Origin of the sequence: Pseudomonas sp. Ps21-P2 (assembly GCF_039672565.1) — a bacterium.
Taxonomy (GTDB): Bacteria; Pseudomonadota; Gammaproteobacteria; order Pseudomonadales; family Pseudomonadaceae; genus Aquipseudomonas.
Genome location: NZ_JBDFPL010000003.1, coordinates 306946 through 332850 on the forward strand (window position 1 = coordinate 306946; position 25905 = coordinate 332850).

Annotated in this window: 25 protein-coding genes and 1 pseudogene; 19 read left to right on the forward strand and 7 right to left on the reverse strand. The window is 58.8% G+C overall.

All coding sequences use genetic code 11. The features are described from left to right. Positions 1-186 precede the first annotated feature (186 nt). The 4 genes from ABEH28_RS08910 to ABEH28_RS08925 all read left to right on the forward strand — a co-directional run bounded on the left by ABEH28_RS08910 (position 187) and on the right by ABEH28_RS08925 (position 3043). Entirely contained in the window at positions 187-726 is a 540-nt protein-coding gene (locus tag ABEH28_RS08910; RefSeq protein ID WP_346629700.1) for a TetR/AcrR family transcriptional regulator, read from the forward strand. Positions 727-1008: 282 nt separating this feature from the next. Next, on the forward strand, positions 1009-1449 hold the full coding sequence (locus tag ABEH28_RS08915; RefSeq protein WP_346629701.1) for a thioesterase family protein: 441 nt from the start codon (positions 1009-1011) through the stop codon (positions 1447-1449). A gap of 75 nt (positions 1450-1524) precedes the next feature. After that, positions 1525-2484 (forward strand): tRNA-dihydrouridine synthase family protein, encoded by a 960-nt coding sequence (locus ABEH28_RS08920; RefSeq protein ID WP_346629702.1) that lies wholly within the window; start codon positions 1525-1527, stop codon positions 2482-2484. 115 nt (positions 2485-2599) lie between these two features. Continuing rightward, a complete protein-coding gene (locus ABEH28_RS08925) occupies positions 2600-3043 on the forward strand; it encodes an Hsp20 family protein (RefSeq protein WP_133771705.1) in 444 nt (147 codons plus the stop codon). Between the two features lie 51 nt (positions 3044-3094). On the opposite strand, the gene ABEH28_RS08930 is transcribed toward ABEH28_RS08925, so the two are convergent. Next, the gene (locus ABEH28_RS08930; RefSeq protein ID WP_282372743.1) at positions 3095-3991 is read right to left on the reverse strand and encodes a LysR family transcriptional regulator; all 897 of its coding nucleotides are present in this window, start codon (positions 3989-3991) and stop codon (positions 3095-3097) included. A gap of 155 nt (positions 3992-4146) precedes the next feature. On the opposite strand from ABEH28_RS08930, the gene leuC reads away from it, so the two are divergent. The 4 genes from leuC (at position 4147) to asd (ending at position 8645) form a co-directional block, all read left to right on the forward strand. Continuing rightward, on the forward strand, positions 4147-5571 hold the full coding sequence (gene leuC / locus ABEH28_RS08935) for a 3-isopropylmalate dehydratase large subunit (protein ID WP_122538324.1): 1425 nt from the start codon (positions 4147-4149) through the stop codon (positions 5569-5571). Between the two features lie 9 nt (positions 5572-5580). Then, complete coding sequence (leuD, locus tag ABEH28_RS08940) at positions 5581-6219, forward strand: 3-isopropylmalate dehydratase small subunit (RefSeq protein WP_282372744.1); 639 nt, start codon at positions 5581-5583, stop codon at positions 6217-6219. A 149-nt stretch (positions 6220-6368) separates the two neighbouring features. Continuing rightward, entirely contained in the window at positions 6369-7451 is a 1083-nt protein-coding gene (gene leuB, locus ABEH28_RS08945; protein ID WP_074885033.1) for a 3-isopropylmalate dehydrogenase, read from the forward strand. An 81-nt stretch (positions 7452-7532) separates the two neighbouring features. Next, positions 7533-8645, forward strand: a complete 1113-nt coding sequence (gene asd, locus ABEH28_RS08950) for an aspartate-semialdehyde dehydrogenase (RefSeq protein ID WP_065986059.1) — start codon at positions 7533-7535, stop codon at positions 8643-8645. A gap of 869 nt (positions 8646-9514) precedes the next feature. Here the strand turns inward: asd and ABEH28_RS08955 are convergent. Then, on the reverse strand, positions 9515-10648 hold the full coding sequence (locus ABEH28_RS08955; protein ID WP_346629703.1) for an acyltransferase: 1134 nt from the start codon (positions 10646-10648) through the stop codon (positions 9515-9517). A 376-nt stretch (positions 10649-11024) separates the two neighbouring features. Between ABEH28_RS08955 and ABEH28_RS08960 the strand changes: the two genes are divergently transcribed. The 5 genes from ABEH28_RS08960 (at position 11025) to ABEH28_RS08980 (ending at position 15877) form a co-directional block, all read left to right on the forward strand. Further along, positions 11025-12041 (forward strand): 2-dehydro-3-deoxygalactonokinase, encoded by a 1017-nt coding sequence (locus tag ABEH28_RS08960; RefSeq protein WP_346629704.1) that lies wholly within the window; start codon positions 11025-11027, stop codon positions 12039-12041. Position 12042: 1 nt separating this feature from the next. After that, positions 12043-12678 carry a 2-dehydro-3-deoxy-6-phosphogalactonate aldolase gene (locus ABEH28_RS08965; protein WP_282372817.1) on the forward strand — a complete coding sequence of 212 codons (636 nt, stop codon included), beginning with the start codon at positions 12043-12045 and terminating at the stop codon, positions 12676-12678. A 54-nt stretch (positions 12679-12732) separates the two neighbouring features. Further along, a complete protein-coding gene (gene dgoD, locus ABEH28_RS08970; RefSeq protein ID WP_065986272.1) occupies positions 12733-13881 on the forward strand; it encodes a galactonate dehydratase in 1149 nt (382 codons plus the stop codon). 275 nt (positions 13882-14156) lie between these two features. Beyond that, positions 14157-15401 (forward strand): MFS transporter, encoded by a 1245-nt coding sequence (locus ABEH28_RS08975; protein WP_346629932.1) that lies wholly within the window; start codon positions 14157-14159, stop codon positions 15399-15401. Between the two features lie 197 nt (positions 15402-15598). Next, a complete protein-coding gene (locus tag ABEH28_RS08980; RefSeq protein ID WP_346629705.1) occupies positions 15599-15877 on the forward strand; it encodes a hypothetical protein in 279 nt (92 codons plus the stop codon). An 82-nt stretch (positions 15878-15959) separates the two neighbouring features. Here ABEH28_RS08980 and ABEH28_RS08985 read toward each other — a convergent pair whose 3' ends face one another. From ABEH28_RS08985 to ABEH28_RS09005, 5 genes are read right to left on the reverse strand one after another with little or no spacing between them, the layout of a single operon-like run. Beyond that, on the reverse strand, positions 15960-18248 hold the full coding sequence (locus ABEH28_RS08985) for a DEAD/DEAH box helicase (protein WP_346629706.1): 2289 nt from the start codon (positions 18246-18248) through the stop codon (positions 15960-15962). Continuing rightward, positions 18223-19518, reverse strand: a complete 1296-nt coding sequence (locus ABEH28_RS08990) for an ATP-binding protein (RefSeq protein WP_346629707.1) — start codon at positions 19516-19518, stop codon at positions 18223-18225. Before ABEH28_RS08990 ends, ABEH28_RS08985 begins: the two co-directional genes overlap by 26 nt. Further along, the gene (locus ABEH28_RS08995; RefSeq protein ID WP_346629708.1) at positions 19515-21740 is read right to left on the reverse strand and encodes a TerB N-terminal domain-containing protein; all 2226 of its coding nucleotides are present in this window, start codon (positions 21738-21740) and stop codon (positions 19515-19517) included. Before ABEH28_RS08995 ends, ABEH28_RS08990 begins: the two co-directional genes overlap by 4 nt. After that, a complete protein-coding gene (locus ABEH28_RS09000; RefSeq protein WP_346629709.1) occupies positions 21730-22017 on the reverse strand; it encodes a hypothetical protein in 288 nt (95 codons plus the stop codon). Before ABEH28_RS09000 ends, ABEH28_RS08995 begins: the two co-directional genes overlap by 11 nt. Positions 22018-22035: 18 nt before the next feature. Next, on the reverse strand, positions 22036-22263 hold the full coding sequence (locus tag ABEH28_RS09005) for a hypothetical protein (RefSeq protein WP_346629710.1): 228 nt from the start codon (positions 22261-22263) through the stop codon (positions 22036-22038). 176 nt (positions 22264-22439) lie between these two features. On the opposite strand from ABEH28_RS09005, the gene ABEH28_RS09010 reads away from it, so the two are divergent. The 6 genes and pseudogenes from ABEH28_RS09010 to ABEH28_RS09035 form a co-directional block, all read left to right on the forward strand. Beyond that, positions 22440-22892 (forward strand): thiol-disulfide oxidoreductase DCC family protein, encoded by a 453-nt coding sequence (locus tag ABEH28_RS09010; protein ID WP_346629711.1) that lies wholly within the window; start codon positions 22440-22442, stop codon positions 22890-22892. Beyond that, complete coding sequence (locus ABEH28_RS09015) at positions 22889-23290, forward strand: DoxX-like family protein (protein ID WP_346629712.1); 402 nt, start codon at positions 22889-22891, stop codon at positions 23288-23290. The genes ABEH28_RS09010 and ABEH28_RS09015 overlap by 4 nt, the downstream gene beginning before the upstream one ends. Positions 23291-23548: 258 nt before the next feature. After that, complete coding sequence (locus ABEH28_RS09020; protein ID WP_346629713.1) at positions 23549-24037, forward strand: type VI secretion system tube protein Hcp; 489 nt, start codon at positions 23549-23551, stop codon at positions 24035-24037. A gap of 9 nt (positions 24038-24046) precedes the next feature. After that, positions 24047-25021, forward strand: coding sequence for a hypothetical protein (locus tag ABEH28_RS09025; protein ID WP_346629714.1), 975 nt, complete (start codon positions 24047-24049; stop codon positions 25019-25021). Continuing rightward, positions 25018-25386, forward strand: a complete 369-nt coding sequence (locus tag ABEH28_RS09030) for a hypothetical protein (RefSeq protein ID WP_346629715.1) — start codon at positions 25018-25020, stop codon at positions 25384-25386. Before ABEH28_RS09025 ends, ABEH28_RS09030 begins: the two co-directional genes overlap by 4 nt. A gap of 252 nt (positions 25387-25638) precedes the next feature. Then, positions 25639-25872: pseudogene (locus tag ABEH28_RS09035) on the forward strand (MFS transporter); the annotation flags it as partial. Between the last annotated feature and the right edge of the window lie 33 nt (positions 25873-25905).

Below are 25905 nucleotides of genomic sequence, written 5' to 3' on the forward strand. Positions count from 1 at the left end.
ATTCGATTATTGAATGGCCCTTTTGTTTTTTCGGGGTTTGAGTTCTCAATCCCTTCTTTCTTTGTTTACCTCATCTTCAGTCATCTCTCTTGTCTCATCCGCCTGTCAGTCATCTCAAATGCCTGATGCGTCCTTGCCAACGCACATGATGAGGATAATATTATCGTCATCATCCCGGAGGCGGTCATGAACGACAAAAAAGCACAGACCCGCGAACGTATTCTCGCTGCTGCCAGCACCGCCCTGATTGCGCGCGGCCCGATCGAGCCCAGCGTCAACGAGATTATGGGCGCAGCGGGGCTCACGGTGGGCGGGTTCTATGCGCATTTCGACAGCAAGGAAGCCCTGATGCTGGAAGCGTTCAGCCAGTTGCTGGCCGAACGCCGTGAGATGGTCGCCAGCATTGACGACCAATTGCCGGGCGAGGAGCGGCGCGCGCTGTTGGCGGCGTTCTACCTGTCGCGCAGGCACCGCGACGCTCAAGAGCACGCTTTCCCCTTGCCGACGGCGATAGGGGAGATGGCGCGTCTGTCCGTTGATTTTCGCAACGCACTGGCTGAACACGTCGAACTGATGGTGGCGCAGCTCGCCGCCAGTCCTGAAGAAACCGACAAGACCCTGGCCGACATCGCCTTGATGGTCGGCGGCCTGGCCCTCGCCCGAGCCCTGGGCCCCAGTGAGCTATCGGATCGAGTGCTGCGGGCAGCCAAGTCGGCGGTGCTCTGATGCCGTTGTAGGACTGGCTTCAGCCGGGAAGAGGCCCGCGCAGGCACCCTCGATTCTGCAGCGTGACACCCGACGCCTTCCCGGCTAAAGCCAGTCCCACAAAGTTTCGCGTTCAGCCAATCCCTCTGGATGCACGCGATGCTTTTTTAGTGGGACCGGCTTTAGCCGGGAAGAGGCCGGCGCAGTCACCCTCAACCTCTGGCCAACCACGACCGCCATCAGTTTTGTCCGATGCTTTTGGTTACACTGCCCGCGTAATGAATTTGATAGGGACAGAAAAACATGGTCTGGGATCTGGCAACGCCGTTCGTCATCGATCTGCAGGTGGGCGAGGAAGACATCGACGGCCTGGGCCACGCCAACAACGCCGTGTACGTCACTTGGCTCGAACGCTGCGCATGGCGGCATTCCCAGCAGTTGGGCCTGGACCTGAGCGAGTACCGCCGACTCGACCGGGCCATGGCCGTGGTCCGGCACGAAATCGATTACCTGGCCAGCGCCTACCAGGATGACGAGCTGCAACTGGCGACCTGGATCGTCGACTGGGACCAGCGCCTGAAGATGACCCGGCGCTTCCAGCTGAAACGGCCGAGTGACGGCATGACCTTGCTGCGGGCGCAAACCACCTTCGTCTGCATCGAACTCTCGTCGGGCAAGCCCAAGCGCATGCCGAGCGAGTTCATCGACGGCTACGCCGCCGGCCTGCACCGTGTTGTGTCCTGACGTCCGGCGCGGGTAAAGCGTATCCAATCCGCCGGTCTCTGCGTAAACTGCCGGACTTTTTTTCGAGTGTGACCCATGCAAATTGCCTTGGCGCCCATGGAAGGCCTGGTCGACGACATCCTGCGCGACGTGCTGACGCAAGTCGGCGGCATCGACTGGTGCGTGACCGAATTCATTCGGGTGACCGAGCGTCTGCTGCCGGAGCATTACTTCCACAAGCTCGCGTCCGAACTGTTGCAGGGTTCGAAAACCCGCGCCGGCGTGCCGCTGCGTGTGCAACTGCTGGGTTCTGACCCGGTGTGCCTGGCCGAGAACGCTGCCTTCGCGGCCGAACTGGGCGCCCCGGTCATCGACTTGAATTTTGGCTGCCCGGCCAAGACCGTCAACAAATCCCGGGGCGGGGCGGTGCTGCTCAAGGAGCCGGAGCTGCTGCACACCATCCTCAGCCACGTACGCCGCGCCGTGCCGGCACACATTCCGGTTACCGCCAAGATGCGCCTGGGCTACGACAGCACCGAGCCGGCCCTTGATTGCGCCCGGGCGCTGGAAGCGGGCGGCGCTGAACACATCGTCGTCCACGCCCGCACCAAAGTTGACGGCTACAAGCCGCCGGCACACTGGGAGTGGATCGGCAAGATTCAGGACGTGGTGAAGATTCCGATCATTGCCAACGGCGAGATCTGGACCGTCGACGACTGGCGGCGCTGCAGGGAAATCTGCGGGGCCCGTGACATCATGATCGGCCGCGGTCTGGTGGCGCGTCCGGACTTGGGCCGTCAGATCGCCGCTGCGCAAGCCGGGCGTGACGTCATCCCCATGACCTGGATCGAGTTACAGCCGCTGCTGCGGGATTTCTGGCTGCAGGCCATGGCCAAGATGACCCGCGTTCAGGCACCGGGCCGGCTCAAGCAGTGGGTGGTTCTGCTGACCAAAAGCTACCCCGAAGCGACTCTGCTGTTCGATGCCCTGCGCCGCGAAACCGACTGCGAGCGGATCAACCAGATGCTCGGCGTGAACATACCGGAAGCCGCCTGAAAAAAGTTTTTGCACGACTCTTGAAACGCAAATGGCTGTCCCTATTTTGGGGTTACGCGATGCCGAAATCGGGTCGCGGAGATAACCACTTGCTGATTTATCAGGAGATTTTCAGATGACTACTGCATTTTCCCTGGCTCCACTGTTCCGTCACTCCGTTGGCTTCGACCGCTTCAACGACCTGTTCGAATCGGCGGCGCGCAACGAGTCGGCGAGCAGCTACCCTCCCTACAACGTCGAAAAACACGCTGATGACCAATACCGCATTGTCATCGCGGCGGCGGGGTTCCAGGAGGAAGATCTGGAGTTGCAAGTCGAGAAGGGCGTACTGACCGTCACCGGCAGCAAGCGCGAGAACACCGCGGAAGGCGTGACCTTCCTGCACCAGGGCATTGCCCAGCGTGCATTCAAGCTGTCGTTCCGCCTGGCTGACCACATCGAGGTCAAGAACGCTGCTTTGGCCAATGGCCTGCTGAACATTGACCTGCTGCGTCTGGTGCCTGAAGAGGCCAAGCCAAAACGCATCGAAATCAATGCTCAGAAAACCCTGACTCACTGATCCCGAGTCAACGTGAGAAGGCGCCCTGCGGGGCGCCTTTTTTGTGCGCGTTCAGCGCGCCTGCGATTGCTCCAGCCCGGCGGCCTGCGCATCCAGCAGCGCCATGAACGCCCGCGCGGCGTTGGACAGCGTGCGTTCGGTGTGGACGATGTACCCCAGCTGTCGGCGCAACTGAATACCCGGTAACGGAATGGCCGTGACTTGCTCGTCGAGCATGGTCCGGGGCAGCACGCTCCAGGCCAGGCCAATGGACACCATCATCTTGATCGTCTCCATGTAGTTGGTGCTCATGGCGATATTCGGCTTCAGGCCCTGGGCTTCGCAGAGTCCGCTGACGATGTGGTGAGTGAAGGTATTTTCGCCCGGGAACACCGCGGGGTAGCCGGCGATGTCGGCCAGGCTGACGTTTTTCTGAGTGGCCAGCGGGTGCTCGGGTGCGGCGACGAAGTCCAGGGGGTCGTCCCAGACCTTGACGGCCTTCACCAGCGCGTGGGGCTCGGGCGCCAACGTAATCACCGCCAGCTCCGCACGGCCGTGGAGGATTTCTTCGTAGGCCACTTCCGAATCGAGAAACTGAATGTCCAGCGCGACGTCCGGATAGGCCTTTGTAAACGCCCTTAACAGCGTAGGCAACCGGTGCAGTCCGATGTGGTGACTGGTCGCCAGGGTCAGGCGCCCGGTGACTTCCCCGGTCAGGTTGGTCAGCGCGCGACGGGTGTCGTCCAGCACGTTAAGGATCTGATAAGCGCGGGGGAGCAGGGCACGTCCGGCCTCGGTCAGACTGACTTCGCGGCCCAGCCGATCAAAAAGTCGCACGTCCAGCTGTTGCTCCAGCCCGGCGATGCGCTTGCTGACCGCCGGTTGCGTCAGGTGCAGCCGTTCGCCGGCGGCCGAGAAACTGCCCATTTCGGCGATGGCGATAAAGGCATTGAGGTTGGCCAAATCCATCTCGGATTCCTGTTGGTTATGCAAAGCATGAAAAATATGAATTTGAGTTATTTAAGCATATTCCATAGCATCTCCCCCACAAGCCAAGGGTCTTTACGGTGTCATTTCGACATCGGCGGCCGGGGCATAGAAATACGCTGATGAGGAACCGTCTGATGGCCGGCAAAACGCTCTACGACAAGCTCTGGGATTCGCATTTGGTCAAGCAGCGCGACGATGGCTCCGCGCTGCTGTACATCGACCGTCACATCATCCACGAAGTGACTTCGCCTCAGGCTTTCGAAGGCTTGCGCCTGGCCCGTCGCAAACCGTGGCGCATCGACGCCAACGTCGCCACCGTCGACCACAACGTGCCGACCACCCCGGATCGCAAGGATGGCGTTGACGCCATCGTCGATCAGGTGTCGCGCTTGCAGGTCAAGACCCTGGACGACAACTGCGACGAATACGGCATCACCGAATTCAAGATGAACGACGTCCGCCAGGGCATCGTTCACGTCATCGGCCCGGAGCAGGGCGCGACCTTGCCGGGCATGACCGTGGTCTGCGGCGACTCCCACACCTCGACCCACGGCGCATTCGGCGCCCTGGCCCACGGCATCGGCACCTCCGAGGTCGAGCACGTCCTCGCGACCCAGTGCCTGGTCGCCAAGAAAATGAAGAACATGCAAGTGAAGGTCGAAGGCAAGCTGCCCTTCGGCGTCACCGCCAAGGACATCGTCCTGGCCATCATCGGCAAGATCGGCACCGCCGGCGGTAACGGCCATGCCATCGAGTTCGCCGGCAGCGCCATTCGCGACCTGTCCGTCGAAGGCCGCATGACCATCTGCAACATGTCCATCGAAGCCGGCGCACGCGTCGGGCTGGTGGCGACCGATGAAAAGACCATTGCCTACGTGAAGGGTCGTCCTTTCGCACCGACTGCCGAGCAGTGGGACGCTGCGGTTGAAGCCTGGAAGGACCTGGTGTCCGACGACGACGCGGTGTTCGACACCGTGGTCGAGCTAGACGCGACCCAGATCAAGCCGCAAGTCAGCTGGGGCACCTCCCCGGAAATGGTCGTGGCCGTGGATCAGAACGTGCCGGATCCGGCGCAGGAAGCCGATCTGGTCAAGCGTGGCTCCATCGAGCGCGCCTTGAAGTACATGGGCCTGAAAGCCAATCAGGCGATCACCGATATCCAGCTCGATCGCGTGTTCATCGGCTCGTGCACCAACTCGCGGATCGAAGACCTGCGCGCGGCGGCGGACATCGCCAAGGGCCGCAAAGTGGCGTCGACCATCAAGCAGGCGATCGTTGTGCCGGGCTCGGGTCTGGTGAAGGAGCAGGCCGAGCGGGAAGGGCTGGACAAGGTCTTCATCGAAGCCGGTTTCGAATGGCGTGAGCCGGGCTGCTCGATGTGCCTGGCGATGAACCCGGACCGCCTTGAGAGCGGCGAGCACTGCGCGTCGACCTCCAACCGCAACTTCGAAGGCCGTCAGGGCGCCGGTGGTCGTACTCACCTGGTCAGCCCGGCGATGGCGGCAGCGGCAGCGGTCAACGGCCGTTTCGTCGACGTTCGCACCATGAGCCAGGCATAAGGAGCCCGTATGAAGCCTTTTACTCAACACACCGGTCTGGTCGCTCCGCTGGATCGCGCCAACGTTGACACCGATCAGATCATCCCCAAGCAGTTCCTGAAGTCGATCCGTCGCACCGGCTTTGGCCCGAACCTGTTTGACGAGTGGCGTTACCTCGATGTGGGTCAGCCGTACCAGGACAACAGCAAGCGTCCGCTGAACCCTGACTTCGTGCTCAACGCCGAGCGTTACCAAGGCGCAAGCGTGTTGCTGGCCCGGGAAAACTTCGGCTGCGGCTCGAGCCGTGAACACGCCCCATGGGCGCTGGAAGAATATGGCTTTCGCAGCATCATCGCGCCGAGCTACGCAGACATTTTCTTCAACAACAGCTTCAAGAACGGCCTGCTGCCGATCATCCTGACCGAAAGCGAGGTCGATGAGCTGTTCAAGGTGGTCGAAGCCACACCGGGCTACCAGTTGAACGTGGACCTGGAAGCGCAGACCGTGACCCGCGAAGACGGCAAGGTGTACCGCTTTGAAATCGACGCCTTCCGCAAGCACTGCCTGCTCAACGGCCTGGACGACATCGGTCTGACCCTGGTGGACGGCGAGGCGATCGCCGCGTTCGAGAGCAAGCATCGGGCTTCGCAGCCTTGGCTTTTCCGCTGAAGCGGAGCAGTGAGCTGCAAGCTACAAGCTTCAAGCTGCAAGAAATTCCGAGCCAGGCGCTGCATCACTTGTGGCTTGCCGCTTGAAGCTTGCAGCTGCCGAGTCGGCCTTGTTTTCCGGGCCGACATCTATTTTGAAACGAGGACGTTATGAGCAAGCAGATTCTGATTCTTCCAGGTGATGGCATCGGTCCGGAAATCATGGCCGAGGCGGTCAAGGTGCTGGAGCTGGCCAGCGAGAAATATCAGCTGGGGTTCGAACTGAGCCACGACGTTATCGGCGGCGCGGCGATCGACAAGCACGGCGTGCCGCTGGCCGATGAGACCCTTGAGCGCGCCCGCGCCGTTGACGCCGTATTGCTCGGCGCCGTGGGCGGCCCGAAATGGGACGCCATCGAGCGCGACATCCGTCCGGAGCGCGGCCTGCTGAAGATCCGCTCGCAACTGGGCCTGTTTGCCAACCTGCGTCCGGCAATTCTGTATCCGCAGCTGGCCGATGCCTCCAGCCTTAAGCCAGAAATCGTGGCCGGCCTGGATATCCTTATCGTCCGCGAGCTGACCGGCGGTATCTACTTCGGCGCACCGCGCGGCACCCGCGAGCTGGAAAACGGCGAGCGCCAGTCCTACGATACGTTGCCCTACAGCGAAAGCGAGATCCGCCGCATCGCCCGCGTCGGCTTCGACATGGCCCGCGTGCGCGGCAAGAAGCTCTGCTCGGTGGACAAAGCCAACGTGCTGGCCTCCAGTCAGTTGTGGCGCGAAATCGTCGAGCAGGTCGCCAAGGATTACCCGGACGTCGAACTCAGCCACATGTACGTCGACAACGCCGCCATGCAGCTGGTCCGCGCACCGAAGCAGTTCGACGTAATCGTGACCGACAACATGTTCGGCGACATCCTCTCCGACGAAGCGTCGATGCTCACCGGTTCCATCGGCATGCTGCCGTCGGCGTCGCTGGATTCCAACAACAAGGGCATGTACGAGCCTTGCCACGGTTCGGCGCCGGACATCGCCGGCAAAGGCGTGGCCAACCCGCTGGCGACGATTCTGTCGGTGTCGATGATGCTGCGTTACAGCTTCAACGAACACACCGCCGCCGACGCCATCGAGAAAGCCGTCAGCCTGGTGCTGGATCAGGGCTTGCGCACCGGCGACATCTGGTCCGAAGGCAATGCCCGGGTCGGGACGCAGGAAATGGGCGACGCCGTAGTCGCCGCGCTGCGCAATCTGTAATATCTCGGGCCCACGACTGTCAGGTTGAGCCCTTTGGCTCCCTGCGGTCGGGGCCCCACTTTTAATTAAGGTGTAGTTGCGATGAAACGTGTAGGTCTGGTCGGTTGGCGCGGGATGGTCGGTTCCGTGCTCATGCAGCGCATGCTGGAAGAGCAGGATTTCGATCTCATTGAGCCGGTTTTTTTCACCACCTCCAACGTCGGCGGCCAAGGCCCGTCGGTGGGCAAGGACGTCGCGCCGCTGAAAGATGCCTACAGCATCGACGAGCTCAAGACCCTGGACGTGGTGCTGACCTGCCAGGGCGGCGACTATACCAACGAGGTTTTCCCCAAGCTGCGCGAAGCGGGCTGGCAGGGTTACTGGATCGACGCGGCGTCTTCCCTGCGCATGCAGGACGATGCCGTGATCATCCTCGATCCGGTCAACCGCAAGGTCATCGACCAGCAGCTGGATGCCGGCACCAAGAACTACATCGGTGGCAACTGCACCGTCAGCCTGATGCTGATGGGCCTGGGCGGGCTGTTCGAGGCCGGTCTGGTGGAGTGGATGAACGTCATGACGTATCAGGCCGCTTCCGGCGCCGGTGCGCAGAACATGCGTGAGCTGATCAAGCAGATGGGCGCGATCAATGCGTCGGTGGCCGACGAGCTGGCGAACCCTGCCAGCGCGATTCTGGACATCGACCGCAAGGTGGCTGACGCGATGCGTGGCGAGGGTTTCCCGACCGAGAATTTCGGGGTGCCGCTGGCGGGCAGTCTGATCCCGTGGATCGACAAGGAGCTGCCGAACGGTCAGAGCCGTGAGGAGTGGAAAGGGCAGGCGGAGACGAACAAGATTCTGGGTCGTTTCAAGAGCCCGATTCCGGTCGACGGTATTTGCGTGCGCATCGGTGCGATGCGGTGCCACAGTCAGGCGCTGACGATCAAGCTGAACAAGGATGTGCCGATCGCGGATATCGAGGGAATGATCAGTCAGCACAACCCGTGGGTGAAGCTGGTGCCGAATAATCGCGAGGCAAGCATTCAGGAGCTGAGCCCGACGTCGGTGACCGGGACGTTGAATATTCCGGTGGGGCGTTTGCGCAAGTTGAATATGGGTTCGCAGTATCTGGGCGCGTTTACCGTGGGCGATCAGTTGTTGTGGGGCGCGGCCGAGCCGTTGCGTCGGATGTTGCGGATTCTTCTGGAACGGTAATCACCCGGCGACCTGCGGCGTGGGTTCGTACGTCAAGATCAAGAGCGTCTGCCTGGGGGCAGACGTTTCGCCTTCGGCGAGTTACTTTTGAAAAGCACCAAAAGTAACCAAAAGTGCCTGCTCCTGGTTGGGCCCGACTTCGTCGGGTTCCCTCACTCCGGTCCCGCTCCGTGGGCCCGCGCCGAACGGGCATCCATGCCCTGACGGCGCTCTCGCCGCATCCATGCGGCTCGGCCCACGGAGCGAGACCTGCGTTCAGCCTGCACCTAAGTCGCGTTCTGCGGTGATTGAGCCTTCTGCGTATGAAGATCAAAAGCAGAGGCGACAGCAACAGCAACGGCAACAGCAACGGCAACAGCTTCCCGGCTGAAGCCGGTCCTACAGGGGTACGTGGTGCTTGCTGTTAGTGGGACCGGCTTTAGCCGGGAAGAGGGCTGTCTGGGTGCTGCCAGTATTGCTGATCGGACACACTTCCTGTGGGAGCGAGCTTGCTCGCGAATGCTTTATCTCAGACACCAGATACGCGGTGGATGTACCGACCTCCGAGCAAGCTCACTCCCACCAGTTCTTCGCGTTTGATCTGCCCTTGATCTGCTCTTGATCTTCAGACACAGAAATTCCAGACACCGCCAAACGCGACTTGGGTGCAGGCCGAACGCAGACGACGCGCAGTGGGTCGAGCCGCATGGATGCGGCGAGAGCGCCGCCAGGACATGGATGTCCGTTCGGCGCGGGCCCACGGAGTGTCGTCGGAGTGAGGGTATTCCGACGAAGGAGGAACCTAGCCAGGAGCAAGCACCCTTGGTTACTTGGGGATGGTGCGACTTTCGACTTTTCCAAGTAACTCGCCGAAGGCGAAACGTCTGCCGTTAGGCAGACGCTCTTGACCTTGATCTTAGCTCCGCCGCAAACCCCATCCGGGGCACCTCGATCCAGCGATGAACCACCATCGAAACCACCACAACCGCCACCACCACCAACAGCAACAACAGATTGTCGTTCAGCGCACTGCCCGTGCTCAGATACCGCACCAACGTCCCCGGGCTCTCCCCCGGCTTGTCCACCAACAGCGGATACCCGCCAAACTTCGCGGCCACCGTCAGCCCCGTCGCGACCACGAAAATCACCGCCGCATGGGTCAGGTAAATCGACAGCCATAACCGGCCCAGCGCCGGGAACACCCGCACCTGCAACAGCCGCGACACCACCCCCGCTTCCCAGGCGAACACCAGAATCGCCAGGCAAAACAGCACCGACAGCTCAATCGTCAGCGGAGCGTCGCCGGCCACCATCAGCCAGCCGATCGCTGCCAAAACCCCCACCTCAAGCACACTGGCCAGCACCATCCCCGGCACGAAATGCCGCAGCCGTGCATACAGCCGATAGGTCACCGTACCCGCAAAAAAACACGCCGCGCCCCACAGCACATAGCGCGTCAGCAGATCGGAATCCACGAACAAGCCGACAAACGCCAACCCGCCCAGCAGCGGAAACACCACACGCGCCATCCCCGGCAGTGCGTAGCAGACCACCCCGAAGATCAGCCATAGATAAAACGCGACGCTGAGCCACCACGACGGGTAGTTGAACGACAGCGCATTGAAGCCCGGCCACCAGGCCTGAATCAGCAACAGATTGGGCAGGACCTCCCCGGGCGCCCGGTCACCACTGAACGCCGGGAAATTCAACAGCAGCCCGTAACGCTCCAGCACCAGCTTCAGGCACTCGAATCCGATGAAGAACAACAGCACCGCGATGTGCAGCGGCATGACCCGGCAGGCGCGAGCAAGCATGAAGTCGCCCAGCTGCCGCGAGGTATTCAGCGTGCCGACGTAGCGCCGGTAAATCAGAAAACCGCTCAGGGCGAAGAACAGACCGGCGAACTGACTGGCATTACGGAAAAACGACAGCTCCGTGAGGCTTCGCTCGATGTGCGAGTGATGAACGATCAAGGTCAGGGCGCAGAGACCGCGCAGGCTGTCGAGCGCGACGAATCGCTTCATCGTGAGGATCCTTTTTCAGATGAGTCAGGCGTGCGGGCACGCGAACAGGCGCCAGCAGGAGTGCAGGGCAGGCAATGGCAGGGACAGACAGGAAAGTTACCACCTTCGTCGCTGAGGCCGATGAGTGGTTGGAGCAGAAAACAGGAGGTGATGCATAGCTGTTTCGAAGCCAACGCTAACACGGTGTTCGTGAAAGTTTTGCCAGCGACGGGCAGCAGTATGCCCGAACCGTAAGCCCGTTCGGAACAGCAATCATCGACACCCTACTGTCAGGAAATCCCAATATATGGGATTGACCGTTATATATTGAGATTGCCAGCGCAACAGGTTTATAGTTCGCCCCGCATTCACTCATTAATAACAATCAGGTGAAGCCATGCAGGCGCAATTGATCGCGCTCGATTGGGGGACGACCTCCCTTCGCGCGTATCGACTCGGCGAACACGGCCGGGTACTGGAACAACGTTCGCTCAGCGCGGGCATCATGCAGCTGCCATCGACACCCCGTTCGATTGGCGGGCAGCAGGTTTCCAACGGCTTCGAACTGGCTTTTGACGAAGCCTGCGGCGACTGGCTCGACGCCGAACCAACGCTGCCGGTGATCGCCTGCGGCATGGTCGGCAGCGCCCAGGGCTGGCGCGAAGCGGTCTATCAGCAGACGCCCGCCAGCGTCGCAGCGCTCAGTTCCGCGCTGGTCACGGTGCGCAGCGTGCGCGGCGTCGACGTTCACATCATTCCCGGCATCCTGCAGCGCTCCGAGTTGCCCAACGTGATGCGCGGCGAAGAAACCCAGGTCCTCGGCACTCTCGACTCGTTGCCCGCCAGCGAAGCCACCAAACCCCTGTTGATCGGCCTGCCCGGCAGCCACTCGAAGTGGGTGAGGGCGGTGGACGGCCGAATCGAGCATTTCGACACCTTCATGACCGGCGAGGTCTACGCCGCGCTGTCCAGCCACACCATTCTTGGCCGCACGGTGCAGCGCAGCGAGACCTTCGACGCTGAAGCGTTTGACCGAGGCGTGGCGGTGTCGCGGTCGGCCAATGGCGCGGCGGGTCCGCTGTCGACCATCTTCAGTTGCCGTACGCTCGGCTTGACCGGCGTGCTGTCCGGTACCGCGCAATCCGATTACTTGTCAGGCCTGTTGATCGGCCATGAAATCGTCGCGCTGGCGCAACTGCTGCGCCAGACCGACGCGCAATTGCCTGACGTGATCCTGATCGGCAGCGACGCGCTGATCGCCCGCTACCGGCGCGCCCTCGATGCCAACGATTTTGCCCAAGTGACCTTGGCGGAGCAGGCCACCGAGCGTGGCCTGTGGCAGGTTGCGGTGCAGGCCGGTCTGATTCAATCCTCCTCTTCGGCCGCTGCCCGGCCCCTTCACGTAGAGAACTGACATGCTCAAGCAAGCCCTCGTGCAAAACGGTCTGGTCGCGATTCTGCGCGGCCTGCGCCCTGAAGAAGCGCCGGCCATCGGTGATGTCCTGTACACCGCCGGCTTCCGCGTCATCGAAGTGCCGCTCAATTCCCCGCAGCCGTACGACAGCATCCGCCTTCTGCGTCAGAGCTTGCCCGCCGATTGCCTGATCGGTGCCGGCACAGTGCTGACCCCGGAGCAAGTGCGCCAGGTCAAGGAAGCCGGCGGCCAGGTCATCGTCATGCCCCACAGCGACCCGAAGGTGCTGCGCGCGGCCAAGGCCGAAGGCCTGTTCCTGTCTCCGGGCGTGGCGACACCGACCGAAGCCTTCGCGGCGCTGGCCGAAGGCGCCGACGTACTGAAGATGTTCCCAGCCGAGCAAATGGGCCCGGCGGTGGTCAAGGCCTGGCTGGCGGTATTGCCGGCCGGCACGGCGCTGATTCCGGTGGGCGGCATCACCCCGGACAACATGAAAGTCTTCCTGGACGCCGGCGTGTCCGGTTTCGGCCTGGGTTCGGGGCTGTTCAAGCCGGGCATGAGCGCCGAGGACGTGGCCAAGAGCGCCAAGGCCTATGTCGACGCCTGGCACCAGCACAAGCCTGCCAACAACCAGTGACTGACCCGCTCGTTGCGCCATCGAGCATGTGTTTTTGAATAAGAGAGACAAGACATGAAAATCACCAAACTCACGACTTACATCGTTCCGCCGCGCTGGTGCTTCCTGAAAGTCGAAACCGACCAGGGCGTCACCGGTTGGGGCGAGCCTGTGGTCGAGGGCCGCGCGCACACCGTGGCTGCAGCGGTTGAGGAACTGTCCGACTATTTGATCGGCAAAGACCCGCGCAACATCGAAGACATCTGGACCGTCCTCTATCGCGGCGGCTTCTACCGGGGCGGCGCCATTCACATGAGCGCGCTGGCGGGCATCGATCAGGCGCTGTGGGACATCAAGGGCAAGGCCCTGGGCGTGTCGGTCAGCGACCTGCTCGGCGGCCAGGTGCGTGACAAGATCCGGGTGTATTCGTGGATCGGCGGCGACCGTCCGGCTGACACCGCCCGTGCCGCGAAAGAAGCGGTCGAGCGTGGCTTCACTGCGGTGAAAATGAACGGCACCGAAGAGCTGCAGTTCCTCGACACCTTCGACAAGGTCGATCTGGCCCTGGCCAACGTCGCCGCCGTGCGTGATGCCGTGGGCCCGAACGTCGGCATCGGCGTCGACTTCCACGGTCGCGTGCACAAGCCGATGGCTAAAGTGCTGATGAAAGAGCTGGACCCGTACAAGCTGATGTTCATCGAAGAGCCGGTGCTCAGCGAGAACTACGAAGCGCTGAAGGAACTGGCGCCGCTGACCAGCACGCCGATTGCCCTGGGCGAGCGGCTGTTCTCCCGTTGGGATTTCAAACGCGTGTTGAGCGAAGGCTACGTCGACATCATCCAGCCGGATGCTTCCCACGCCGGCGGCATCACCGAAACCCGCAAGATCGCCAACATGGCCGAAGCCTATGACGTGGCACTCGCGCTGCATTGCCCGCTGGGCCCGATCGCGCTGGCCGCGTGCCTGCAGCTGGACGCCGTTTGCTACAACGCGTTCATTCAGGAGCAGAGCCTGGGCATTCACTACAACGAAAGCAACGACCTGCTCGACTACATCAAGAATCCCGAAGTCTTCGACTACGACAAGGGCATGGTGAAGATCCCGAACGGCCCGGGCCTGGGCATCGAGATCAACGAAGAGTACGTCAAGGAACGCGCCGCCATCGGCCACCGCTGGCGCAACCCGATCTGGCGCCACGCCGACGGCAGCTTTGCCGAGTGGTGATCCGTCTGTGCTGACTTGATCGTTCCCGCGCTCTGCGTGGGAACAATCATTCGCGAGCAAGCTCGCTCCCACAGGGACTGTGGCTGACCCTGATGTCGAGGGCGCTGACCCTCACGTGGGAGTGAGCGTGCTCACGAAGCTTTTCACGGCTCACTTACACCAAAAAAACTCCAGACCTCAGATAACCATAAAAAGAGGCACTTCCCTTGCGCACACAGACTGCTTCCCAAGCGCGGGCGACCACCGCCACGCCGACCCGCAAACGCTTCTTCATCATGGTGCTGCTGTTCATCACCGTGGTGATCAACTACCTCGACCGCAGCAACCTGTCCATCGCCGCGCCCGCACTGACCAGCGAGCTGGGCATCGACCCGGTGCACGTCGGTCTGATCTTCTCCGCGTTCGGCTGGACCTACGCCGCCATGCAGCTCCCCGGTGGCTGGCTGGTGGATCGCGTTCCGCCGCGCATTCTCTACACCGTGGCACTGGCGCTGTGGTCCATTGCGACCATTTTTCTCGGCTTCGTTGGCAGCTTCATCGGCCTGTTCATTTTGCGCATGGCCGTCGGCGCGCTGGAGGCCCCGGCCTATCCGATCAACAGCCGCGTCGTCACCGCCTGGTTCCCTGAAAAAGAACGCGCCACCGCCGTCGGCTTTTACACCTCCGGCCAGTTCGTCGGCCTGGCCTTCCTGACCCCTGTGCTCGCGTGGTTGCAGACCCGCTACGGCTGGCACATGGTGTTCGTCGCCACCGGGGGCGTCGGCGTGCTCTGGGCGGCGATCTGGTACATGGTTTACCGCGAGCCCCGCGATTTCAGAGGCATCAATCAGGGCGAGATTGACCTGATCAAGGATGGCGGCGGCCTGGTCGACATGCAAACCGATGCCTCGAAACGCAAAAACGGTTTCAGCTGGCAGGACCTCGGCATCGTGCTGACCAAGCGCAAGCTGTGGGGCATCTACCTGGGCCAGTTCTGCCTGAACTCGACGCTGTGGTTCTTCCTCACCTGGTTCCCGACCTACCTGGTCAAATACCGCGGCATGGACTTCATCAAGTCCGGCTTGCTGGCGTCGCTGCCGTTCCTCGCGGCCTTCGTCGGCGTGCTCTGCTCGGGATTCTTTTCCGACTGGCTGATTCGTCGCGGTCATACCGTCGGCTTCGCGCGCAAGACGCCGATCATCGCCGGTCTGCTGATTTCCACCTCGATCATCGGCGCCAACTACGTCGACTCGACCCCGCTGGTGATCGCTTTCCTGGCTCTGGCCTTCTTCGGTAATGGCCTGGCGTCGATCACTTGGTCGCTGGTCTCGACCCTCGCCCCGGCGCGGCTGTTGGGACTGACCGGCGGCACCTTCAACCTGATCGGCAACCTGGCGGCAATTGCCACACCGATCGTCATCGGCTTCCTGGCGTCGGGTGATTCCTTTGCGCCGGCGATCACTTACATCGCCGTTCTGGCGCTGCTTGGGGCGTTGTCCTACATCCTGTTGGTGGGCAAGGTGGAACGCATCGAGTTGTGATGGCCGTGTCGATACGTAAAGAGGGCGTCAATCACTGCCTTGTGACGAACCTTTACCTGAGTGCATTTCGTTGAGAGCTGCGCTCAGGGCGCATATTCACTACTTCCTGGAGTCGCAGGTCGTTCGGGCTGGTGTTGCTTCTGCAAGGGTCACCGAGAGTCAGCTTGATAGCCTCCGTTGACCTTTGGAGAGTGTTCATGACTACCAACAACCAATCAAAGATGGCGGCTCGCTATGGTGAGCCAGATGCATCAGCGCTCGTCGCCTGGAACGATATAATCGATCAACTCCTCGATCATCGCAGCGTCTGCAGCATTTACTGCGAGCCATTGCCTGAAGGCGCAATCCAGACGCTCATCGCCGCCGCGCAATCTGCATCGACCTCGTCAAACCTCCAGGTCTGGAGCGTTTTTGCTGTGGCGGAGTTAGGTGAGGGCGGTGAGAGAGCGACGCCTGAAACGCTTTCGGTCGTTTGAGTCGCCAAACTTCCCACCCTCGTTCACCTAAAGCGCACACGCCGTATCCGCAGCCATCGCCTTCAGTAATCGGGCACTACCGCTAGTGAACGGTTTTGCTTTCAAACGTGCTTCCACCGTGAAGCCTCCGAGCACTGAACAACTTTGCGAACTCGACCGCGCCTTTGAAATTGAGTTGAGACGAGGCATAGGATTTCATAAGCAGTGAGCGTGGCAATGCCCAGTCCCATTTTTCCTTGATGAGATTCTCGACGCCTTCCAGCAGTGATTCGATGTCGTCCGGATCTAGCTCAGCGATCTTGGCGAGCGCTTCAGCGACATTCTTTTGTGAACCCCCAACCGACAACGCAAGGCCTGAGCTCTCGCACGCCATTCCCACATGGTGGAACATTAGCACCAGAGCGTCGTTGGTTTGATCGCCAAGCCATGTGAGTAGATGAGTTTTCGAGTCAGAGCCATATGTGAACTCATTTAACAGTCCGAGTGATCTGAACGATTTACGGGCTTCGCTCAGCAACTCCTGTGCTTTGCTATCGATGAAGGGGCAGGGCGTCGTTTCGGTCAGTACAGCGCGCATTTCCTCGCGGACATGATCGTGCACCATGGCACCAAGCCCGTCGAACTGTGGAGGCTGACCGCCTCGGGCGGCAGTGACGACGATCACCTTTTTTCCGATATCGACATCCAGTACCCGCCAACGCCGGCCACCAAAGATGATTCGCTGGCCCTTCATCAGAGGCCGACTGACCGGTATTGAGCCTAGCGGTTTGCCTTCCCGTACCAGCCTGAACTCTTCGTCGCTGGTGAAAGCACTGTAGAACTCGTAATGGTTGATGAGCCGTTCGCCGATCTCTCCTGGAAGCAACAAACCTGAGCTGTCTTGTACGATCAGTTTCTTCTCGCCGAGACCTTTCAGTAGAGAGAAGAAGTCAGCCTTGGAAATGCTCTTGAATGTTCCGCTTTCTACCAGGCCACCCCATAGCTGAGCAGCGCTGGCGCCTCCTTGTTGTGCGATCACTGACAGAATCTGTTGCACCAGGGTGGAGGCATGCAAACCCTCAGCCCTGGGCGGCTCGAACCAGTTGCCAATCAGTAGCCTGATCATCGCGATGGTTTGGACGAGGTTCTGGCGTAGCAGGTCTGACAATAAAGATTGGTCAGTCAGCTCCCGTTCCTGACAGTAGGCCCGGAGAGTGGCGGGTTCGTCGTTGCGGCGGCCTGACCTGCCTAGGCGTTGGCGCAGGCTCGCAACTGATGGAGGCGAACCTATCTGGACAACTGTCTTGATGTTGCCGATGTCTATGCCAAGCTCCAGGGTAGTGGTGCACACGGCGGTTGCTGGCGGTGTGCCTGCTTTGAGCGCACGCTCCGTGTCTTCTCGAAGGTCTTTCGAAAGGCTGCCGTGATGAGGCAGGAATTCGTTGGGCATACCGCTGATTTCGCAGAGGCGACGTAGGCGATCTGCGTACCACTCCACCTCCTGCCGACTGTTCGGGAAAACCAAATTGTTACTGCCGCGCAGCACCTTGTACATGTGTGCGGCGATGGCATGCCTGGAGCCGGACTCGTCTTCTTCCTCCTCTTCCTCAGGGTTCTGATCAGGGTCGGCATTCGGTACTTCGACAGCACGCAACTTTTGCATCGGCGGCATCATATAGCCGCGCACTTGCACCTGAAGGTTCTGGCCAGATGATTTCGATTCAATCACCTGCACCCGCTCTGGATGCCCGGGCCTGAGAAACTCGCTCGCCAGCGACATATCTCCCAGCGTGGCGGACAAGCCGACTCTCGGCAGGGTTTTTCCGGATACAAGCTCGACTCGCTGCATCAATGACTGGAGCTGCTTGCCACGCTCGCTGCCAATGAAGGCATGCAGCTCATCGACCACGATGTAACGCAGGTTCTGGAACAGGGCCATCAGGCTGGAGCCTCTGTTGACGAACAGCGCCTCAAGCGACTCTGGGGTCATCAGCAAGACGCCATTAGGAGACCTGAGAAACTTGTGTTTTTTGCTGGCAGACACATCCCCGTGCCATGCGACGACGGGAAGATCCAACTGCTCACAGAGTCGACTCAGCCTGTCCCATTGATCGTTGATGAGTGCCTTTAGTGGGCTGATATAGAGGACGGCCCCAGCTGGGTCTTGGTGCTCCAGCAGGTTAGTGAGGATGGGCAGGAATGCGGCCTCAGTTTTCCCGGCAGCTGTTGAGGCGGCGATAATCACATCCCGATCAGCATCGACCAGCGCGGAAATTGCCCATTCCTGTGCGTCCCTTAACGCTGTCCATCCCTGGGCCCAGACCCACTGTTGAACGTCGGGGTGCAGGCGCTCGAAAGACGAGGATTCAGAGTTTGAAACTTGTGAGCTCATCGTCTGCCTCGATGCTTAAATCCTGCTTGCCGCCATCATCCTGGGCAATCTGAACGGCCCCCACCAAGGCACGCCAGTCCGCTCCAGGGTTCTGTTCCAGCACCGCGAGCAGATTGATGAAGGCTGTGATGGTTGTGCGTGGAGTGCGGAAGTAGGCCTCACCCAACCGTTGGTTGCAGTGCGCCATGAACGCAGGGATCGCCTCGTCAGGCATCAGGTATTTGTCCGGGTCACCGTAGGCATAAACGTTGCGCAGCTTTTGAAGCAGTACGTAGAAGTCTTCTGGAGTCAGGCTGCTTAGGCGGATGACCGGCCCCGACAGGTCGATCAGTCCAGATTTGGCGAACGTGTTTTCGGCAAGCCGGGATTGCAAGGCGGGGTAGCTGTAAAGTCCGCGCCGGGTGTCCATCAGAAACTCAGGCGTACCGCCAAGGACGAAGCCAAGGCCCTCGGTCGAGCCTTGTAGGGAGTCATTCAGAATCCGCAAGATCTGCTCGTAGTTGGCGTTGCGTGCCTGGGTGTTCGCGAGCTTGTAAAGATTTACGAGCTCGTCCAGGTAAATCATGAGGCCGCCAAACCCCGCCAGGCGTACGAACCGTGACAGCAACTTCAACTGATCGTAGACCGATGCGTCATCAATGATGGTTCGGACACCGAGCGCCGCACGTGCATCTGTCCTGGTAGTGAACTCGCCTCGAAGCCACCGGATGGCATCCGCCTTGAGCTGCTCGTTGCCTTGTTCAAACCCTTGGCAATACTTGGCAATGACGTCAGCGAAGTCGTAGCCGTTCACCATCTCAGTGAGATCGGCGAGGAATTCTCTAATAACGACTTCGCTCTCGACGCCCCGAGTTTTCGCTTCCGATTTAGCCTGGGAAATGAATTTTTCAACGATACCCTGCAGCGCACCACCGTCCGGTTTCGTCCGGGTGGACATGTTTTTAGCAAGCTCGGCATAAAGGGAGCGTGCTTGTCCGCCTGAGGCATGCAGCCGGCGATCCGGGTTTAAATCGGCGTGCATTGTGACCAGCTTTCGCTCCATCGCAATGCCCCGGACAAGGTTAAGGAAAAAGGTTTTCCCGGCCCCATATTCGCCTACAACAATCCTGAAGGCGGAGCCACCGTCAGCGAGTCGATCTATGTCTTTGAGAAGGGCGTCGAGCTCACCCGCTCGACCCACTTGAATAAGATGCTGGCCCGCACGAGGGACTACACCGGCTCGCAATGACTGGATGACCGCATCGCGATCCTTTGGGCGTATCGTGCTCATAGGGCTAATTCTTCCAGGATATCCGGGTTGATCTCGATGGGGTCATCCCCCTCAGAGACTGGCATGTCGAACCGCTCAAACGCCATGTCGTTGATTTGCTCAAGAGCGCCATCCAGCATGAGCTCCATATCAGTGGCCACATCTTCCAGCTCTTGGCGGCTCCATTCGCGACGTGACACGATCATTCGCAGAAACGCTGAGTGCTCTGTGTCGAGCCCATGTACGGTCGCTGCATGGTCAGTGGGCTGATCATTGATGCTGTCCACGATGGCAGGCGGTTCTGGAAATTCATCACTGAATACTTCGGCCAGCAACGCTGACACCACTGCCGTTTCGCGCTGGAGCTGCGCAATTTTATCCATGTCCAGATTGAAGCTTTGGGTCGCGGCAGAATTGCCTGGCATCTCACCGGTCTGGTCGGAACTAGGCAAGGCACCAAATCTGGGCGGCGTGGAGATATTTTGAGGAGGGGTGATGGCTGCGCCGTGTAAGTCCCCGTAAAGCAACTGGGGATCCAGCTCCAGAGTTTTATAGACGCGTTCCAGCAGCCGGACTTCCTGCGGCGAAACGCTTCCGTCAGCTTGAGCGAGATGAGCGAGAAACCTGGCCATGGCACGTTTGGCATCGGCGTTCAGAGGGCTTAGCTTCTTCTTCAGGCTCGCCAGGGTAGGTGGCTGCAGAATCTGGATCTGCAAGTGGGCTTTGAGCCGTTTGAGATGGCCTGCGCCGAGATGAGTCCAGGAGTCGATATGCCGCCCGAGCTGAGCCATCTCCTCACTCGACGTCACCCTGTCTGCAGCCGCGACCGCACTTGCCAAATCCAGCGTCACCGCTGCGGCGTGGTAGTCCGAGGTGGTCCGTACGCTCGCATCATCGTCACCTGCCGCGAACAATACGATGGTGTCCAGATTCTTGGGAGTACGGCTGCCGGACAGTACGTCCGGCTCAAAGCCGATATTCAAGGACTCGAATGCTCTCGCCAAGGCGACGATTGTTCCGCGCGGGAGAGCTCCTGCAGATCCAAAACGTCCTGCAAGATCCTCGAAGGTCATGACCAGATGCTCCTCGCCGACTTGCCGCTGCAGATCAGCGATCACATCCTTTGCTGCAGCCGGCCAGAGGGCCACTGGCAGCTGCAAAATACCCTCCAGATCGGAGGCCCCTCCAGCATTGCGACCCAGGTATCTGCTGTATGGGTCGAGGATAAGCGTGCATTCATCGACTATGCCCTGGAGCTTTTTGCGCGTTGCCGACGTAACGGAAACATCCGGTATGTCGCCCAGCGCCATGTCGGGAACACCCAAGCGAGAAGAGGCTGAGCGGTAGCTCGTTTTAAGCATGGTCTTGTTTTGGTTGAGCACAAGACCGTTTGGATAGCGGGTGGAATACCGCGTCACGAAAAGCTGTTCAAACTGATCCGCACATCTACTTACTGAGGTGCGTCGGCTGATGTTTGGGTCTGATTTTGCCCAGGCCAACGCCCACGCAGCATTTAAAGGATGCTTGTCCTGGGCCATTTGCCCCAATGCCAGCCGCAGCGACATCGGCATTTCAACGTCGGTGCATTCGAAACGAGGCGGTGCTCCTATGTACATCTGCGGCTTCACATCCATGAGCTGGATATGATTGAGCAAATTCGACGCGTAATTTCGAAACGACGCGTTCTCACCGTAAAGTGCCCTTAGACGCTTGACCTCTCTGACGATGGTGGGGAACTCCGAGCGCGCTACATCGTCCGTGATCGAATCAACGACCGCCCGACGTTCAAGCCCGTAAAAGAAGATGAAGACGTAGCCAATATCCACATTGGGCGTACGTCGCCCTTCGGACAGCCATTGCAGGTAGCCACGCCGTGCTGCAGGCGAGATGCCGCTGTAACTGGGCCAGTAGCCGGTGATTTTTTCGGTTAGATCGACATGCGCAGCTTGTACAGGCAGTTGGCCGTTAATCAGCGAGGGCTCTTGTTTGAACGTGCGATCTGCTTTCTCAGCAAAATAGACCATGCCACCCTGAAGAACATGGCCGCCGACAGTGATGGTTTCATCCTTGCCAATCCATCGAGCTTGCGGAAAAACATCCTTGGGCTTGGGCTTGGGCTTGGGCTTGGGGATGGTGAACTGCTGCTCAGGCGAGTTCACCCTGACCACATGGAAATCCGAGTGAGCACCGTTAGCGTTGCTTACTTCAAGACTGGTTTCTGATTTGGACTCGTTATTCGACAAGGTTGTAGTTTGACCTTTTGAGTCGGGTAGGATCGTATTCTTCGGGCGAGGAGGGCCGGTTGATGACGCTCGAATAGACTTCTTCACTAGCCAGATGAAGCCAGCGATCCCCGCCAAAAGCGCGACCAAGAGCCGCATTCGGGGTGGTACAGCTACGATGAGCACGACCAATATGAATATCAAGGTCGCCATGGCCGCCATGTCTGGGCTGCTTTTTTGCTTCCTTGCCATTAAGTGCTTCCATCATGATGGGCTGGCTTGGTGGAAGTATCTGCATTTTCTCACCGGACGCCAATCACCGCGCTTGCTGTCCAGCTGACGTCCCGACCAACGCGACATCACACTCCATTGATTGCGCTGCTGCCGCGACCTTCAAAGCCTTGAGCTCTGCCTTCAGGCCTTCGTTCATGGCTATCAAGGTATGTGCATCAGCTTTCAACCTTCGGATGTCAGACCAGGCTTCCTGCAGCTCGTCCAACAGCATCAGACACTGGTGCTGGTAGCTTTCGAGTTCGGTAGGCATACCGCGGTCTAGAGCGGTGTTGGCGATGCACGGAGTGGGATGGGTCATAAGATTGCCGTCAGGAGTACGTATGTTCTCCGGCTAGATTAGCTCCAGATACTGTATGGATCAACAGTTCGGTGACGCATTCGCTGCCGCCTAGAATGACGCCACTGTATCGCCCTAGAGTCCTGCCTATGCCTGCGTCGCTGACTCGTCCCGCCCCCGCACCCTATCTGGCGCCTGATGAAACCGTCGTCTTGTTCGACGGGGTCTGTAAGCTGTGTAACGGCTGGGCGAAGTTTTTGATCCGGTATGATCGCGGCCACCGCGTCCGGCTTGCCACCGTTCAATCGGAGGAAGGTCAGGCGCTGCTGGCTTGGGCGGGTTTACCCGTCGATATGTTCGATACAATGGCGGTTATCCGCGACCATCATTACTGGGTGAGGTCGGATGCGTTTTTTGAGGTCATCGGTCGGCTGCCGGGCGCGTGGCCCCTGCTTCAAGTGCTGAAGGTATTTCCACGGTGGCTGCGGGACTGGTCTTATGACCGGGTCGCGCTCAACCGATATAGATTATTCGGGCAGTACGATGTCTGCCTGATGCCGACTCAAGATCATGAGCGTCGCTTTCTAAAGGCGCGGCCATGACCGCACTGCGCCAAGCACATTGGCTGGGGCGTGGCGGTCTCGCTTTCATGTTTGCTTACCATGGGCTCGTGCCGAAGCTGATTGCGCCTAGTCCGGGGGAGCAACTGTTGCTGCGAGCCCGTGGCCTGGAGGGTGCTCCCTGGCTGTCTCGCGGCGCAGGCATAGCGGAACTGGCATTAGCAGCTTTACTGCTGCTCGCACCGCGGAACGTTTGGTCATTGGCGATCGCCGCTATCGTTTTAGTAGGGTTACTTGCGGATATCGCGCTGGTGCAGCCTGCACTCCTTGTCGATGCTTTCAACCCTGTCAGCCTGAATATTAGCGGGTTGGCGCTTTGTGCCGTCGCTTGGGTTACCCGGTCACAGCCCTTAGCGGAACTACCCAGCCTGAGGGATTAAATCTACGTTTGCAGAATGCGATGATGCCTGTGCTGAGTGGGTGTCTCGTGCCTTGAAGGTCAGCAGTCCCTCTGAACAAAAAGCTCCCCACCAACGAGCTACGAGTGCACGACCAAGTCGCCGATGCCACGTACGGTTTTGAACTCACCTTAAGGTTGAATGGAAATAGTTTATGACCTGCGGAACTCGACGCGAAAATGGTTGTCGATTGGGTGGGAGTTGACCTTATGTATTACAGCTAACCAAGGAGAGGTGCACATGGCTTTTGACGGTTATATTCAGATCGCAGAAATTCCCGGCGAAGCATTGGACGAGAAGTTCAGCAAATGGATCGAAATCACTGGCTACAACTTTGGCGTTAGCCAAAGCACTTCAGCCACAGCCAGTTCCTCAGGAGGCGCGTCCTCCGGTCGAACCACAATGAGCAACTTCACCTTCACAAAATACCTGGACAGCGCCAGTTGCAAGCTGATGGAGGCTAGCTGTGCAGGTCAGCACCTCAAAGAGGTGAAACTGGTGCTCTGCAGAGCAAGCGCCGAAAGACTCAAGTATTATGAAGTAGTACTTGAAGAAGTTATTATAGCGGACTACTCCCAAAGCGCTAGTTCAGGCGTGCCAATCGAAATTGTGCAACTGAATTACGGTCGCATCAAAACCACATATACCTTGCAAAAACGCAGCGATGGTCTCGCCGGCGGTAACGTAACTGGCGGATGGGATCGGATCGGCAATAAGAAGTATTCGTGAGGCAATGATATGTCCGAAGTTCAGTCTTTCATCAACTCCAGAACGCAAAACTTCGAAACTCTGAAGGCAAATATCCCGCTTTCCAAAAACTCAAAAGCCAAATTCAACGTCCTTAATGCCCATATAGCAGGCAGTGTTGTATTGGCGGGGGAGCTTGTAATTCTAGGTGATTCATCTACCCCCTCCTGTACAAGCCAAGAAGCCTACATGATGACTAAGGCCAGTCAAGTCCATACGGACTTGCTCAGCAATGGGGCGGGCGCGGATGATTTTTTTCTTGATAATTTTGAATTATTGCAAAGTCTTCTTTCAAATGCCTCAACCGGTGTAGGTGCCGTAACCGAGGGATGGAACGAACACCTGGACGCTATCAAGACCACACTCGATGACATAGAAAAATTGCACAGAGATCACCTTGGATCAGGTTCTATGGCAGGCCGTGACACGTTCTATGCAAAACGAACCGCCCTTTTCTTGAAGCTGGATAAACAGCTATCAAGCATGGCATCTTACGGTTCGGGATTACGTAACGAAGGTTCAATTAAAAGGCTTTTGGGAATATCCACTTCCAGCTACATGCACACGGGCGAAATATCTGGATATGCAGATAAGGTCTCGGGCGTCGCTAAAGCCGCTAAATTAGCAAAGAAAGGGGCTTACATAGGCACTGCTTTAGATGTGGCATCCACCGGTTTGTCGATTCATAAAGCTTGTACATTGGGCAGAGAGCAAGAGTGCAAAAAAGCCACGTATGTTGAGGGTAGCTCGCTACTGGGGAGTTTGAGTGTTGGCGCGATAGGTGGCTCGGTCGGTAGTGGCATTGCCGGAATGATATGTGTTGGGTTAAGCATACCAACAGGCGGAGGTGCTGCATTAGCATGTGCAGTAATCGGAGGCGCTGCGGGAGGTATGGCGGGAGGCGCGCTTGGAACTAAAGGTGGTGAGATGATGGGTGACTATCTATACAGGCAGACAAGCCGATGACAGACGTGGACCCCGGGTTGATAGCGACAATCATTATTTTATTCGCCGTAATTACAGTGTGTATTTCTTTTTATGTGGCTCACGCCTATACCGAGAAATTTGAACATTGTCTTCCCAGCTGTAAATTTGTCGAGCAAAATAAAGAGGTTTTTTCTAGTGCAGGGCTTTTGGGAAAGATTATGCGCTGCAATATGATTTATTTTTATCTTTGGATGCCAAGTGTTGGAGAAAAAAGGGGCTTGGTGGATGTGAAGGACATTGAATGCTTTCCTGTGAAATTCAGATACCTGCTTACAATTCCTTGGACAGTGCAGATTATTCTGTTAATAGCCCTGGTGCTACTCATCCAATCAAGCGCAACCTAGCTTCTATCTCTCCCCCTCTAAAACCGAAGAAAAATTTATTTATCAGCAACGATATTGATTCATGTTTGAGATTACCTATTCAGGTCACGATAGGGACGACGGTTCTCCATCGTGACCAAAATTGTGTGCTCAATGGCTACTGAAGTTCGCTGTCGGATCTTTATCATAGCGACTTTGGTTAAACATCTTTATGAAAGACATAACTGCTTGAGTCGCCATCTGCCGCCTAGTTTTCCTCCGCCGTCGACGCTGATCACTTGGTCGCTGGTCTCGACCCTCGCCCCGGCGCGGCTGTTGGGACGGACCGGTGGCACGTTCAACCTGATCGGCAACCTGGCGGCAATTGCCACACCGATCGTCATCGGCTTCCTGGCGTCGGGTGATTCCTTTGCGCCGGCGATCACTTACATCGCCGTTCTGGCGCTGCTTGGGGCGTTGTCCTACATCCTGTTGGTGGGCAAGGTGGAACGCATCGAGTTGTCATGACCCTGTCGATACGTAATGAGGGACGTCAATCAC